Origin of the sequence: Pseudomonas sp. S3E17 (genome assembly GCF_024168685.1) — a bacterium.
GTDB lineage: Bacteria > Pseudomonadota > Gammaproteobacteria > Pseudomonadales > Pseudomonadaceae > Aquipseudomonas > Aquipseudomonas marginalis.
On record NZ_JALJWE010000001.1, the window covers coordinates 1368284 to 1382902 of the forward strand.

The 14619-nt window shown below is 57.6% G+C and carries 16 protein-coding genes; 11 read left to right on the forward strand and 5 right to left on the reverse strand.

Going from position 1 to position 14619, the window contains the following annotated elements:
• Positions 1 to 21 precede the first annotated feature (21 nt).
• From J3D60_RS05725 to J3D60_RS05755, 7 genes are all read left to right on the forward strand, one after another.
• On the forward strand, positions 22 to 333 hold the full coding sequence (locus J3D60_RS05725) for a type II toxin-antitoxin system RelB/DinJ family antitoxin (RefSeq protein ID WP_099170595.1): 312 nt from the start codon (positions 22 to 24) through the stop codon (positions 331 to 333).
• Positions 330 to 632 carry a type II toxin-antitoxin system RelE/ParE family toxin gene (locus J3D60_RS05730; RefSeq protein WP_253490355.1) on the forward strand — a complete coding sequence of 101 codons (303 nt, stop codon included), beginning with the start codon at positions 330 to 332 and terminating at the stop codon, positions 630 to 632. Before J3D60_RS05725 ends, J3D60_RS05730 begins: the two co-directional genes overlap by 4 nt.
• Positions 633 to 1078: 446 nt before the next feature.
• Entirely contained in the window at positions 1079 to 1324 is a 246-nt protein-coding gene (locus J3D60_RS05735) for a DUF6124 family protein (RefSeq protein ID WP_253490356.1), read from the forward strand.
• 463 nt (positions 1325 to 1787) lie between these two features.
• Positions 1788 to 2723 (forward strand): TIGR03756 family integrating conjugative element protein, encoded by a 936-nt coding sequence (locus tag J3D60_RS05740; protein ID WP_253490357.1) that lies wholly within the window; start codon positions 1788 to 1790, stop codon positions 2721 to 2723.
• 3 nt (positions 2724 to 2726) lie between these two features.
• Entirely contained in the window at positions 2727 to 4082 is a 1356-nt protein-coding gene (locus J3D60_RS05745) for an integrating conjugative element protein (RefSeq protein ID WP_253490358.1), read from the forward strand.
• A 1-nt stretch (position 4083) separates the two neighbouring features.
• Positions 4084 to 4425 (forward strand): hypothetical protein, encoded by a 342-nt coding sequence (locus J3D60_RS05750; RefSeq protein WP_253490359.1) that lies wholly within the window; start codon positions 4084 to 4086, stop codon positions 4423 to 4425.
• A complete protein-coding gene (locus tag J3D60_RS05755; RefSeq protein ID WP_253490360.1) occupies positions 4422 to 5927 on the forward strand; it encodes a conjugal transfer protein TraG N-terminal domain-containing protein in 1506 nt (501 codons plus the stop codon). Before J3D60_RS05750 ends, J3D60_RS05755 begins: the two co-directional genes overlap by 4 nt.
• 8 nt (positions 5928 to 5935) lie before the next feature.
• On the opposite strand, the gene J3D60_RS05760 is transcribed toward J3D60_RS05755, so the two are convergent.
• Positions 5936 to 6484 (reverse strand): DUF3742 family protein, encoded by a 549-nt coding sequence (locus J3D60_RS05760; protein ID WP_253490362.1) that lies wholly within the window; start codon positions 6482 to 6484, stop codon positions 5936 to 5938.
• A 36-nt stretch (positions 6485 to 6520) separates the two neighbouring features.
• Here J3D60_RS05760 and mobH point away from each other — a divergent pair, with 36 nt between their 5' ends.
• The 3 genes from mobH (at position 6521) to J3D60_RS05775 (ending at position 9404) form a co-directional block, all read left to right on the forward strand.
• Positions 6521 to 8164 carry a MobH family relaxase gene (mobH, locus tag J3D60_RS05765; protein ID WP_253490364.1) on the forward strand — a complete coding sequence of 548 codons (1644 nt, stop codon included), beginning with the start codon at positions 6521 to 6523 and terminating at the stop codon, positions 8162 to 8164.
• A 514-nt stretch (positions 8165 to 8678) separates the two neighbouring features.
• Positions 8679 to 8927 (forward strand): DUF3077 domain-containing protein, encoded by a 249-nt coding sequence (locus tag J3D60_RS05770; RefSeq protein ID WP_253490366.1) that lies wholly within the window; start codon positions 8679 to 8681, stop codon positions 8925 to 8927.
• Positions 8928 to 9143: 216 nt separating this feature from the next.
• Positions 9144 to 9404, forward strand: coding sequence for a hypothetical protein (locus J3D60_RS05775; RefSeq protein ID WP_099170585.1), 261 nt, complete (start codon positions 9144 to 9146; stop codon positions 9402 to 9404).
• Positions 9405 to 9741: 337 nt separating this feature from the next.
• Here the strand turns inward: J3D60_RS05775 and J3D60_RS05780 are convergent, their stop codons facing one another.
• The 4 genes from J3D60_RS05780 to J3D60_RS05795 form a co-directional block, all read right to left on the reverse strand.
• Complete coding sequence (locus J3D60_RS05780; protein WP_253490368.1) at positions 9742 to 10311, reverse strand: hypothetical protein; 570 nt, start codon at positions 10309 to 10311, stop codon at positions 9742 to 9744.
• A gap of 2 nt (positions 10312 to 10313) precedes the next feature.
• Positions 10314 to 11456 (reverse strand): toll/interleukin-1 receptor domain-containing protein, encoded by a 1143-nt coding sequence (locus tag J3D60_RS05785; protein ID WP_253490370.1) that lies wholly within the window; start codon positions 11454 to 11456, stop codon positions 10314 to 10316.
• A gap of 81 nt (positions 11457 to 11537) precedes the next feature.
• The gene (locus J3D60_RS05790) at positions 11538 to 13154 is read right to left on the reverse strand and encodes a CBASS cGAMP-activated phospholipase (protein WP_253490372.1); all 1617 of its coding nucleotides are present in this window, start codon (positions 13152 to 13154) and stop codon (positions 11538 to 11540) included.
• Between the two features lie 63 nt (positions 13155 to 13217).
• A complete protein-coding gene (locus J3D60_RS05795; RefSeq protein ID WP_253490374.1) occupies positions 13218 to 13820 on the reverse strand; it encodes a TIR domain-containing protein in 603 nt (200 codons plus the stop codon).
• 289 nt (positions 13821 to 14109) lie between these two features.
• Here J3D60_RS05795 and J3D60_RS05800 point away from each other — a divergent pair, with 289 nt between their 5' ends.
• Complete coding sequence (locus J3D60_RS05800) at positions 14110 to 14607, forward strand: toll/interleukin-1 receptor domain-containing protein (RefSeq protein WP_253490376.1); 498 nt, start codon at positions 14110 to 14112, stop codon at positions 14605 to 14607.
• Positions 14608 to 14619: the final 12 nt, after the last annotated feature.

A 14619-nucleotide genomic window follows, 5' to 3' on the forward strand; every position in this document is an offset into this window, starting at 1 on the left:
CCCACCCCAGGAACCTCAGCCATGGCCAGCAATGCCCTGATCCAGACCCGCATCGACCCGGACGTGAAAGACCGTGCCACGGCGGTCCTGCACAACCTCGGGCTTACGGTCTCCGACGCCGTGCGTATCCTGCTCACCCGCGTCGCCAATGAAGGCGCCCTGCCCTTTGGATTTGCCACCGACCCCGCCACCTATGACGCCTGGTTCCGCGCCAAAGTGCAGGAGGCACTGGACGACCCTCGCCCGGCGATTGCCGCCGAGGACGTCGAGGCTCACTTCGCCAAGCGCCGTGCCAAGGCCCAGCGCAAGCTGTCGGAAGGTGGTGAGGCGTGAAGTTGGAGTGGTCGCCTTGGGCTATGAAGGATCGCGATGCGATCTTCGATTTCATTGAGCAGGACAACCCGCGTGCGGCCATTGAGGTAGATAGCCGAATTGCCGAACAGATCCAGCGACTGGCTCAGTTCCCTGAGAGCGGTCGCCGTGGCCGTTGTCTCGGCACACGCGAGCTGGTGATCAATCGCACGCCTTACATCGTCGCCTACAGAATCCATGATGAGCGTGTGCGGATCTTGCGCGTGTTGCATGAGGCTCAGAGCTGGCCGGAAGATTTACCCACGCTGGTTGGCCAATGATCTAAATTCTTGATAGCGCACGCCTCTGCCATTCAATACCTAGTGTTGACTTACGATGACTCGGGAATAGGCTAACCGCGTCACAACGCTGTTGTGGCCGGGTGTCGCAACCTGCAATCGCACGAAGGCGCGGTTCAGCGCTATATGACAGTGGTCGACGCTTTTTCAAGCCGGCTACTGTCCTTTTATGGCAGGCCGTGCGGGGCAGGCTTCGGCCTGGCCGGTTTGCCTTCGTGTACCGGTTTGCGACCCTCGTACGGTCTGCCACCTTTTCCGTGTCGCAACGGCGGGTGGGAGTTCCTTAACCACACGTTGGAGATAAGGAGAATGGCCTATCCCCCTTTTACGCCAGGGCGCCGCCCGGTAAACATCGCTATCAGATCCAAACTGTCCAGAAGCAACCTCGCACGATGGTTTCGAGGTTCTGCGCCAGCGGAGGTTTTGTCATGAACAACGACCTCCCCATGAAGAGCGCGTCGTCCAATATATTCAATGTACGCCCTGGAATTAGCCCAGAAGATGCCTTGACCAATGCCAGTGAACTACTGGCCTCCGCAGTCAGCATAGGCTATCACGGCGCCTTCGAGTTGGTGGGTGCCCAGCGCGACAAGGCGCTGGGCATACTGCAGCTCGTAGAAATGGCGCAGATGCTGGTCAATCAGACCCTTGAGCAGCAATTTCCAGCGGCATGATTGCGTGACGCGAGCGCCAATGGCCGCTGCGGCACTTTCGCAGCGGCCTTATTGCTGTCTCTGCGCGATCGTAAAAATTTCCTACACGATTTTCAGAACACATCAAAAAATCGAATAGCCGACTTCGTGACTTGAAACCGCCGTATCAAACTATCTGCCTGGTAGGCCCACAGTCATCATGTTGCGCCACACCCAAACGTTCTGCTGATACATAAGATCACCGCCGCCAAGGGCCGCGTGTTCAACTGCTCAACGTTCATGACCCCTCGTATCCTGCTGTAACCGTCTAACTCCCACGAGTAAGCCCGACACCCGATGCAGGGCGCCGCGCGCCGGGCTATCCACATTATCGAATCTATGAACTACCAACATAGTAGGGGTGTAAGCCGCCCCGCTTTTCCTCGCGACATCGCCGGTAGCCGGCGCTCAACTACCTTCTGATCGTTCAACCGGTAGTTGCCTGATGGACCCACGTCAATGCTTGCGGCATGGCTCGTTGAGCCTCGCCCTGCTGGCCACAGCCGGCAGCGCCACCGCCATCGATAGCGCCACCCTGATCAGCTCCAGTCTGTCCACGGACTGCCTGGCCTACCGCGTTGTCGGCGTGTGCTACTGGCTGCGCTGCACGCCCTACGGCTGCAAGGTCAAAACCTCGGTGAAGGTGCGTCACTATGTGCCCGACGCCGTGGTGTCGAGCTATGCCGATACCGGGAAAAACCCGTGGCGCGAAGTCGCGTTGATGAGCCCGGCCAATCCTTCGGCTCAAGGCGGCGGCGACAGCACCACCAATCAGTCCAACGAAAACGCACTGCTCAAATTCAAGAATGCGGACGTGATCGGCCATCCGGGCACGCTGTTGTTCAATCGCTTCGCCAGCCAGTTCGGCTACAGCTGCACCGGTGCCAGCACCGCGTATAGGCCGTATTTTCTGAGTAGTTTCGACGTCCCCGCCTGGCGCTACAACGTTCCCGAGATGATCTATCCAGAGGCATTGACACCCGGTCAGCGTGAGGTAGGTGTCACCGGCGATATGTGGGGCAACGTGTATCCGCGCGGCGGTTTCCTGCAGCAGGCCGACGACTACAAGGCGGCGGCCGTGGTCGCCCAGCGCGCAGGCGATGTTGTCACCCGCAGCGGTCAGCCGCATCTGTATCAGTCCTTGCTGGCCCGGGCGCAACCGGGTTATTGGCCGGCCGGCGCACTGCGTGAGAACGATGCCGACAGCGGCAAGTGGCAGCGGCTGCAACCGGACATATCGATGAACTGCGCGGTGTTTCCCAATAGCGAGGCGTTGCCGCAGGCCGAGGACGGCGCGTATGCCTGGGGTTTGTGGCGCCCGTATAGCTGCTGCAAGCGCGAGGGCCAATTTTTTCTCGGCAGCACCGACACAGGGAGTTGAACAATGAAGACCCACTACCCCGCCGCCCTGCTGATCTTCGGGCTGCTGTGCTACCCGGCCTACGCCGACGCCCCCAACTTCGGTGCCAGCGGCAGTGTGATCGGCGACGACGTGCTGTACAGCATCGGTGGCGGCCGCGTCGTGCCGATGGGCCCAGGCGCAAACATGCGCAGCCTCGGCGTCGGCGTGGGCTGGAACAGCAATATGATCTGCGGCGACATGAGCCTGGAGACCACGTTGCAGAATCAGTTGAACGGCATCACCAATGGCTTTCAGTCGATCATGAGCAGCGTGATCCAGAATGCCACCAGCGCCGTCGCATCCTTGCCCGCCTTAATCATTCAGCGTGCCAACCCCGGCCTGTACAACCTGCTGACCAACGGGATTTTGCAGGCGCGGCTGGACTTTGACCGCTCCAAGACCACGTGCCGGGCGATTGCCAACCGCATGGCCAATATCGCTGGCAACCAGTCTGGCTGGGAGCAACTGGCCGAAGGCATGGCGCTGAAAGAAACCACCAGCAAGACCGATGCCGTGGCTGCGATTGAACAGACCGAGGCCAAGCGCGGCAACCGTGGCGTGCCTTGGGTCGGCGGCGAGCAAGCCGGTGGCAGTGGACAGGCGCCGATCAAGGTGGTCGGTGATGTGACCCGCGCCGGCTACAACCTGCTCAACGGCCGCAGCGCCACCGACACCTCCTCGATTCCCAGCACCAGTTGCGGCGGTCGCTTGAGCTGCCAGAGCTGGCCGTCGCCCCAGGCCGCAGCCGACTGGGCCAACCGCGTGTTGGGCGAACAGGTACAGCGCACCTGCGACGGTTGCAGCAAGACCGACAGCACGCCGGGCACCGGGCTGACTCCGCTGATTCAAGAGGAGTACGACGCCAAGCTCAAGGCCCTGCTGGATCTGGTCAGCAAGCGCGTGCCGACCACCCCGGCCAATCTGGACGCTGCCGGTAGCAACGCATTGCCGGTGACTCGGGGACTGATTGAGGCACTGCGAGAGGAACCCGATCAGGATCTGTTGGGCAAGCGCCTGGCTTCGGAAGTGGCATTGTCCAGCGTGCTGGAGAAAGCCCTGTTGTTGCAGCGTACGCTGCTGACCGGGCGCCAGGAGCCGAATGTGGCAGCCAACGACCTGGCGCAACAGGCAGTGGCCCAGGAGAGCGACATGCTGACCCTGGAAATCCAGAACCTGAAGACCGAACTGGAGCTGCGTCGCACCCTGGCGGCCAATGCAGCGAGCGAGATACTGCGGCGCAATCAACTGCGCATCGAAGGTTCGCGCGGCGTGTATCAGGGCGATCCGCAACGCAACCGTATCGAGCAGATCGAACAGCCAACCGAGGGAGGCCGCTGAGATGCGCTGGCCAGACGTCAAGTACCTGCGCCCGCTGGGTCGTGGTGCGGCGTGGGCCTTGGGCCTGGTCGTCGCGACCCTCCTGATCAATGTGCTCGCCATCCGCCTGCTGGGCGATGTGCAGGCCTGGAGCAACTGGTTGCGCCATCACACACTGGGCTTGTTGCTCTGGCGCCTGGGCCTGTACGCGGCACTCATTTACGGCTGGTGCTGGATGCGCGCACGTCTGCTGCAGCGCGAACCAGACGCCGCCGTGCATCTGCGCCGCGCCGAATGCGCTGGTGTGGCCGCACTGGTGTTGCTGGAAGTCAGCAATGCCCTCTCGGGACCGGAGGCCACATGACCCTGACCACCACCGACTATCTGGAGTATTACCTGACTTTGGTGGGCTGGATCGTCAACAACGGCTTATGGCAGGTGTTGGTGGCCAGCGGCGTATTTGCGCTGCCGTTTCTCGCGATCATCCTGCAGGAATGGCTGCGCGCCCGCGCCGAAGGGGCCGATGAAGGCAACAAGGGTGTGCTTTCGGCGATGCGTATCGAGAACCGGGTGTGGGTAGCCATCGTGGTGATTCTGTTCGCGGCCATTCCGTTTATCCCAGTGGACCTGAGCACCCTGAAGTTCGATGAAAGCCGCTCGCAGCAATGCCAGGTGCGCGTCGTCGCGCCCACGGAAACTGGTTGGGAAAGTGCCTTTACCACCCTCAACAACCAGAGCGCCGAGGTGCCAGTGTGGTGGTTTTTTATGCACTCACTGTCCAAAGCGGTGACCGGCGCGGCAGTAGCTTCGATCCCCTGTGGCGCGGACCTGCGGCAGATGCGCATGGCCATCGACAGCGCGCGGATCGATGATCTGCTGCTGGCCCAGGAAGTCGCCGACTTCACCCGCGATTGCTACGCCCGCGCCCGCGCACGGCTGTTCATGGACCGCCCGCAACTGAGCGACGAACAGATGAACGATGTGGGCTGGATCGGCTCACGCTACTTCCTCGACACCCCCGGTTTCTACGACCGCTACCGCTCCAACACCCCGCGCAGTGCTTGGCCGTATGACCCCAACCGCGATGCGGGACTGGCACAGGTGCCGGACGGTGGCGGCTATCCGGGTTGCCGGCAATGGTGGACAGATGCCGACAGCGGCTTACGCTCGCGCCTGTTGCAGCAAGTGGATGCGGACTTGGTGACGCGCCTGTCACGCTGGGCCAGTTTCATCCCGCGCGCGCAAGTCGATGACGCCGTGATCAGAGCGGTTGCTGCGCCTCGGCAGCAGGTGATGAACCAGGGCCAGGTGTACAACGACTATGGCGGACAGGTTGAAAAGAGCATCCCCAACCTCGTCACCCGCGCCACCGCCGACCTGGGCCTGACCGTGGGCTCGCTAGGCTTTTTCCCGGCGATGGATGTGGTGCGCCAGGCGCTGCCGATGGTGTTGTCATTCCTGAAGATGGCCTTGGTGATCTGTCTACCGTTGGTGCTGGTGATCGGCACCTATGATCTGAAGACCTTGGTGACCTCTACCTGTGTGCAGTTTGCGCTGTTTTTCGTGGATTTCTGGTTTCAGTTGGCACGCTGGATCGACAGCACCATTTTGGATGCGCTCTACGGCAACGGAGCACCGCACAGCAACTTCAATGTCCTGTTTGGGTTGAATAATTCGTTTGGAGATATGTTGCTGAATTTCGTCATGGCGATGATGTTCTTGGTACTGCCCACCTTCTGGATCGCGGCATTAACTTGGACTGGACTGCGAGCAGGCAACATTGTTGAAGGACTCGCTGGCGGGGTCAGCGGTGCTAAGGAGGCAGGGTCTAAAGGCAGCGACACAGCCATGAGAGCAGTGAAGTGAGTTTGTGCTCATGAATCCCCACTGTCGTGAGGGTCGATTCGCGTATCGTACTTGTCATAAAGACCGAAACCGGAAAGACCATATCGCCAAGTCGGATGATCCTTGTCCCAAGACAGGTCGCTTCGAGCAACACCTCGACCGATCAACCATAGCCCGCAAACAATCATCACTAGGACAAGTGAAAAGCTCAGCAGCAAGACAATCACGCTAAAGCGCAGGCACCAGGCGAAGACCCTGGCACCCGGTGCGGGAATCCCAAGCCCAACCAGCCACAAGCGCAACCGCTGTTCCTGTCGCAGCAGGCTTCTATAGGCTCTACCCAGCCAGCGCCCGACACGCTTGGCTTTACTGTTTGTTGAATGACCGCTCATGGCATTCACCTCTACGACAATGGGCTTTTCAGCACTCCAGTTCGAGGACGGACGAGTAACAATGGATACCACAGCATTCCTGGGATGTGCGTGCCGCCCGTCAGCAAAAAATGGCTTGAAACGGCGGGCGCAAGGGACGCAAAGGAAGGGTTCATCAATGGCAAAGGCTCTATCCAAAAAAGGCAAAAGGCACTCCCGCCATGCACACTTCGGAGTGTTGTCATGTTTCGATGGTTACGCCCCCGAAAAGGGGTAACTGAATCGTCCACTTCTGCTGACATCGAACTGCCCAGCGGTTGGCTGTATCCGCAGTCGGCAGCGGCATTGTTGGCTGTGCCCCATCGCCGAACACTGATGGAGCAAATCTGGCAACGCACCGCCGTCTCCCCAGCACAATTCGCCGTGTTGTACCGCGCCCCACTGGAACGCTATGCCGAACTGGTCCAGCACTTCCCCGCCTCACAAAGCCATCACCACGCCCATCCTGGCGGGCTGTTGGACCACGGCCTGGAAATCGTCGTCTGCGCTCTGAAGCTGCGCCAGTCACACCTGTTGCCGCTGGGTTCGCCACCCGAGATCCAAACCCAACAGGCCGAAGCCTGGACTGCCGGCATCGCCTATGCCGCCCTGCTGCACGACATCGGCAAGCTGATCACCGACCTGGTGGTGGAAGACCAGGCCAGTCATCGCTGGAATCCATGGCACGGCCCGCTGCGACAGCCCTACCGCTTCCGCCATAACCCGGACCGGCAGTACCGCCTGCATGGCGCCGCAGCCGAGCTGCTGGCCAGCTCCGTGCTTGGCCGCGAACCGCTGGACTGGCTCAGCGGCTTCCCGGCGCTGTGGGCCGCATTGCTGCACGCCCTGGCTGGGCAGTACGAACACGCCGGCCTCCTCGGCGAACTGGTGATCCGCGCCGACCAAGCCTCCGTCGCCCGCGCCCTTGGTGGCGATCCGGTGCAGGCGCTGGCCGCACCCCGCCACGCCCTGCAGCGCAAGCTGATCGACGGCCTACGCTACCTGCTGCACGAGGTGCTCAAGCTCAACCGACCCGAAGCCTCGGACGCCTGGCTCACCGACGATGCGCTATGGCTGGTGAGCAAAACCGTTTCAGACAAGCTGCGCGCTCACCTGCTGTCCCAAGGCATCAGCGGCATTCCCGAGCGCAATACCACCCTGTTCAACATCCTGCAGGAACACAGCCTGGTGCTGGATAACCCGGACGGCAAAGCCATCTGGCGCGCCACCGTGCAAAGCGACAGCGGCTGGACGCAGACGTTTACGCTGCTCAAACTGTCCCCCGCGTTGATCTGGGAACCGGACCAACGCCCAGCAGCCTTTGCCGGTCGGGTTCAGGTGGAGACGGCAGCGCACAACGACTCAAATGAACCAAACGATGTCCCTGACCTACCCAAGGGCGCAGCGCCGTTACCAGCGTCTGACGAAGCCACTCAACCGCCAGAAGACGCCCCAGCCCTGCCATTCATGCAGTGGTTGCGCGATGGAATACGCGAGCAGCGCCTCGCCATGAACGACAGCAAAGCCCTGTTGCACACCGTTGACGGCACACTGTTCCTGGTTAGCCCCGGTATCTTTCACCGCTATCTGCAGGAACACCCAGAAATCGCCAACAATGCGCACAGCAACAACCCGCGTGACTGGTCATGGCTGCAGAAGCAGTTCGAGCAACTGAAGCAACACCGCAAACGTCCGAACGACCTCAATCTGTGGGCCTGCGAAGTCTGCGGGCCTCGTCCAGGCAAACGCCTGCATGGGTATCTGTTGCTACGGCCGGAGTCGGTCTCGGCGCAGGTGTCGTTTGATAACCCTTATCTTCGTCTGATGACGAACGAACACACGGAATAGACCCGCTGATTGGCGGCAATGTTGGCTAGTAAATTCACGTCACGAGAGGATAAGAATGTAGTGTGGCCAGTTATTCTCAAACCGTCTTGATAGACGCTTTTCGGCACGGTAGGCTTTTCATGTCACAGCAGAGCTGTGACCGGGTGTCAGATCCCGACCAAACCAAGGCGCGGCCCCATGCGCCATAACTCAGCCGTTGGCGCTTTTTTCTGCCTTCTGCTGCTCCTTATGGCGGCCCGCGCGGGGCAGGCTTCGGCCTGGCCGGTCCCTTGGTTCCGGTATTCTGACCCCCGTGCGGTCCGCCACCCTATATCGGGTCAGAACGATGGGTGGTTGGTTCCTTAATCAAACCAAGGAGCTAAGGAGATGACTTATCCCCCTTTCACGCCAGGGCACCGCCCACTACGTCTAATCAATATGTCGTTACACATATCGGAACTTTCCGTCAGCGCGCTCAGTTGGTCAGTTATCAATCCGCAGCTGTTCAAATATCCCCGCAAAGGGAGGTTTGCGTATGAATGACCACGATAACCACGCAGATGCATCTCAGGGCCTTTTCAACGTACGCCCAGACATCACCAACGAAAAAGCCTTGGTGCATGCCAGCGAGTTTCTTCAATCAGCTACCGCACTGGCTTATGACTACATCGCCAAACTCGATGACGCGCAGCGTCAGAAAGCCTTTGGGGTTATTCAACTGATTGAGGATGCACAATTGCTGGTCAACATGGTGTTGGAGCGCGAAGCCCCATCTGCCAAATGAAAAATCAGCCCGGATGGCCACTCCCACAAGGAGTGGCTATCCGCTTTGCCGATAGCGGACTACAGATCCCACACCTATCCGTTCGGACAGTAGATCCTCATATCGCTCTCCCGACACAATCACGCTATCGCCAGGGTGGACTCGGAAAGCCGTCCATCTCACAGCACCGCTCACATCTTCCCGTATGGAATCGGCCTTTGCTATGTTGGAAGTCTTATGAAGCTCGAAATTGCGCTGTACCAGGCGTTAGCCTCAATCAACGTTCCCGAGCAAAAGATCAATGCGGTCATTGATGCGATGGAGTCCGACTTGAATACCTATCTCGCGACAAAGGCTGATATTGCCAATGTAAAAACGGAGCTTGCGAGTTTTCATGGTGAGCTCTCGAAACTCGAAGCGCGACTTACGATTCGCATGGGTGTCATGCTATCGGCCGCCGTTGGTGTGCTGATCGCGGTTATGAAGCTGATGCAGTAAGCGTTCAAGCGGTTTTCATCGCACGTACCGGCGGAGGGATTTTCATACGTACCATTGCTGCAAAACTGCATATCCATCAGACGCGTCTCTTCCATGGGGTGCCTCAAAACCTGGTCGAATTCCCCCATGGCCGAATCGTTCTAAAAATATGTTTTCACACAGCCTAGGCCAAAAGCGGACAGTGATCCGAATAAATAAAACTGTCCGCTTTTCTGTTAAAGGTACAGCTCAATCCTTACTTAAAAGCCAGCGAAGTGCATGCCATCAATTTAGATGGCAAGAAACTCAAGGCGACTCACACTTGGATCAGAAGAAAAACATGGGCCTCACGATACGGTTAATGGGCAGGTAAATAACGGTTAAATAGCGTGGCGAAATCTATGTCTTCGAGCTCCCGCCCAATGAAATAGCCTTTGTCCCGGGCGAGATTGAGCGCTGCTCCCCCTGGGGCGGCAACTGGCAGAATGAAAGCCATAGGATTGAGCCGCCTGAAGATATCGTATTCGACCTCAACACCGTCCATCCCGCCAATGAAAACTGCACCGACCAGATCTTCCCTAGAGAGCATCTGTTCGCGCATCAGTTGCAAACTACCTTGGATATCATCGAGAACGGGATCGGTGTAAATTACGTTGCCAAACCGTTGGTTCTCTTCCGGATAACGACCTTCGAAAAAGCGGCTTTGATACAGGATCACAGAGCTTGCGTAATCAACCCCGAGATCTTCGCAGATGCTCCAAATCATTGGGGTAATTGCAGGATGGCCGCCCCATACAATCTTGTGCCGGCGAACGGTAGCGATAGCTAGTTCACGAACGGCACACTGGATTAGAAACGGGTCAGCGGTCTCGTAGTACGTCCCTCGCCCGATCACGGGGATGCTTGCAGAGAGGAAAATTGCCCCCATTTCTACCCCCTCCAGTCTGCAAATTGCCAGCCAGCCTCGCAAGCCTTAACCCAGTGCGTCGCTTGGATGTATTGGCCCAGCCAATCCAAGTGACTCAGCCATTCGGGATGCAGACCTATATGGTCATAGAGTATGGCCACAGATTCGTCAGGAGAGTTCATTGAAGCTTCGTGCATTGTTGTCGAGGTCGGCACGCCCACCGTTGGGTAAACCACAACAATCCGGTCGTCGGGAAGACGTACTCGAATCCCGCGGCCGGTGCCCATGCCAATCACTTCGCCACCTATGGCCTCAATGCCTATTCGCAGATTGCTCACTAAGTTAACGGTTCGCACTGCATGGCTTTTGCTGCGAACTTCTTCAAGCTGAAGACAGATCCGGTCAATCGCGTGATCATTAATCCGTCCAGATATGACATCTATTTCACTCGCATCAAGTTCAGCGAGGCTTGCAGTTGCCAAGCGCGCGGACCGCTGGGCCTCAGGCCACCCTACTCGAAGAACGCTAATGCCCTTGGCAAGCGCCCTTCCGAACTCGGCTGCCGTCCATCGACTGTTGAAGTAGTCAGGCGTGTCGAGCATCAACAGCACGTCAGAGTCGCAAAGCCGATGCCACAGCATGGTCTGAAAATCTTCTGCCGGCGCGATGCTATGGGTATCTAGGAAAACATCGAAATGCCTGGCAGAGAGCGCCTCGAACATTTGCAGCGCTGCCTGCCTGGCCTCGTCTCGTCGATAACTGACAAAGACTCGACGTTGCTTCGGAAGCAGGCCTGCACATTCTAAAAGCGCAGTGGCGACACGTTTCGCCCCGCCATTGGCGTAAGACAAACAATTTAATGGGTGCAGAATTTCCGGGACGTCAGTCGCAACTCGATCTAGGTCAGACACGACCGGGACAACAGGAATGCCACCTCGAAGCAAGCTTGGTAGGCTGGGGTGATCCGCGCCTACTCCCCCAAAAAATACAACGGCAGCCGATCGTTGCTGATGAGGAGTAAAAGCAGCAGGAACTATCTCCCAGCCGATATCTTGGCCCAACCTCAAGCCAAACATGGAAACCGCATCTGCTACGGTGGTTTCAAGCTCAGAGATTTGCGAGGCCGTGGGTGCCCCCAAGACAGCTAGCTGATAGATGAATGACATGACAGCCTCGCTATCGGAGTTGATTAAGCGCCAATAATCAAACGAACGCCGAGAGATTGTCCCCCGAGCGCCCGCGCCTACTCAGAACCGCTCCCACACATCAACATGTTGGCCGTCGAAGAATCTGGAGCGCACCTCCGCAAAGTGTTCTTTGCCAGCCTCATTGCCACGTTGCGCCATATCCTGGATAGCCTCGGCGTCATCCATTTTGATTTCAACAGGGGTCTGCTGGTTAACGCGCACGTGACGTGTCGGGCCCAGAAAGCTCTCTGCGAGTACCAGAGCACCGTGCTCTTGGGCGGCGAAAAAAAGATCGACACTGTGAGGTGCCCAACCTGCCTTGCCCTTTCCGAGCTGATCGGTGAAGTCGCTTTCGCTACTGAGTGTGCCGATGCTCAGTACATCAATCCTATCTAGAGGGATTCTCAAGTATCGAACCGCTTCCGCCAGAGCCGGAAGGATGGGGTTATTGGCCCAGACGCCTCCATCCAGGAACGTCTCCAGTGCAATAGGCCCGTCGAAGGCAACTTCATCAAAATAGGTAGGTGCAGCGGATGAAGCCAATGCGGCGTCGACGGCTGAAATATCTCGATAAGCGGTGCGATCTGGGCTATGTGGGGTGACGATCGCCTCTGCTTGACCTTGCTTAGCCCGAACAGTGGGAATCACCAGACGACAGCGAGAATCTGCAGCCAACGTTTTGTCCCCGTACACCTCAGTCAACAGGTCGCGAAGTGTGGCAGAGTCGTGCTTGGATTTGAGCCAGTGCCGCAGTTTCCGATCCTTCGGAAAAATCTGAGGTCCCTTTTCCTCGTAAAACTCAAGGATTTCACGCGGCTTCAGGCCCATGGCGAGCCCAATAGCGAGAATTGCACCAGTGGATGTGCCAGCGACCAGGTCGAAGTGCGAAATCAGGTCATTTCCACCACCAGCCTTGAGCATGTCGTCCCACTTGGCTAAGACCGCTGCAGTGAAGATACCTCTCAGTCCTCCTCCGTCGAGCGCCAAAATGCGGAAGTTACGGCCCCGCGAGATGTTCCGGCGGGCAAGTGGTAGGTTCTTCAATTGCTCAACAATCAGCCCTACGACCTGATCAACCGATGTGCTGTTGGCAATGGTCGCATTCGCCTCGTGAGGTAGCCCGTTTCGCAGGCGAGATAACAACGAAGGGTCGTCTTTTAGATAACCCGCGATCGCTCCGCCAAAGCCAGCGACGACAAAGGCTGGCTTTCCGAGCTCAAGCATCGTATCCAGCTCATTGGGAACACCTGCTTTTGCTTTGTTCACGTCCCACCACGCACCACCCACGCAGATGACGGTGTCGGAACGATCAGCCATCCAATCACGCATCGGCGTCAGGCCGTCTGCGGCTGGACCATCGCTGTTATCGGCAGGCACGATCTCTACAGAAGCGAATGCTCTCTGCTCCTCAATTTCAGCAGTGTACTGGTCGGTTGAGTAGCTCCTCGCCCGCACCAGGGTAAGTGAACCCTTGCTCCCACCTGCCTGGATGAAGCCCTCTGCAGCTTTGCGCAGTGGTTCAGTGAACGAAGGATGGCTCCCATGGACAATAGTTCCCCCTTCACTGAAGACTTTCGCTGCGAATTTCTGTACGAAATCAGCGATGTCTGCTTGCAATTCTTTGTTCGACCCGGACAGGTGAATCCTAACGCCGGCCAGGCGCTGTGTGACTGCCATGTGTAATACCTGAGTGATCTGAAATGTCGATTTCTGAGGGCCACTACGGCTAGGATCGTATTTCTAGCGACCGGCCAAGCCCGCTGCGGTTTCGATCCAGCCAGCGATGTTTTCCCTGCCGTTTTGAGCGACGAAGTCGTATCTCATGCAGTGCTCGGACAGCTTGACAACCTTGTTGTCGCTGGTAGGGGCATCAAACCACAGATCAGAGGCAGGGATGGCGGCGGCGTAGTCCGAGTACTTCACCCATTTACCGTCCTTGAGCTCCGCGAAATAAATCTTTCCGCTGGAGAGATAGACACCCACTTCAGCCAGTGGGTCTTTGCCTTTCAATCCCAGCTCCTTCTCGTTGTTTTTTAGGCCATGGATATCGACGGTGAGCAGCCCATTGCCCTTCAAAACGCTGCGCACGATCTCATAACGTACCCACCGCCTGGCAGCGGTGTACTGACCGGCAAGCACGCAGGTCACGGAAGTGCTCTTGAGACCATTACGGAGGAAAGTCTTGAGCGCCTCATCGCCTTCCTTCTGGGAAGCTTCGAATACACTGCCGTCGAAAAACCCATCCGCCGCTTGATCGTTGCTGACAACCAAGCAATTCCTGACATTAAAGACTCGCCAAACGTCTTCTTGATAATGGAATGAAAAAAATGTTCTGCGTGCCATCCCTTGCCTCCGTTCGTTGACAACCCGCCGCCATTATTTCGGAGCGACTTCAGTTCACTCTGGCATGTGTAGTCTGTGGTCGCCCTGTAAAGTGAGACCGGCAGACATCAAGCGGGTTAGAAGTCAGCAAGATTACACCAAGCAATCGCCGGCGACATCACTATGATGGCCAGGTCTGAGTTATGGATTGGTTCACTGCTTAGAGATGTTGATTTGAGACAATGTTGGCAGCTTGAACAACGCTTCAAAAGATGGCACTTTGCTTGCAAAATGCTAGGAAAGCTTGCTTATGCCAATTCGCCAGTCAGATCTCCTCAACGCAGGCCAACGCCGCTCCATGCAAGGGCGATTCAGTAAGCGTTTCAGTCAACCCACAGCTTTTTTGAGCCATAGCCACAAGGACGCAACACTCGCTCTAGGCTTGCAGGAACTGCTCAACAGTCAAGGATGGGATGTCTACATCGACTGGCAGGATCAGACAATGCCCGACAAGCCAGATGCTGAAACGGCCTTCCATATCAAGGCCGCAATTATCCACGCCGACTGGTTCCTCTTTCTTGCAACGCAGAACTCGATGACGTCGCGCTGGTGCCCCTGGGAAATCGGCTTTGCGGATGGCAAAAAGCCCCATGATCGCATCGCGATCGTCCCCACCGTGGACAACGTTGGTCATTTTTATGGCAACGAGTACCTGAACCTCTATAACAAAATCGATGTGCCTAGTGGCGCTGCTGGTCTTGCCTTCTACGACACTCGAGGCAATGGCAAGTGGATAAACACTCTTTAATTCCAACCTACC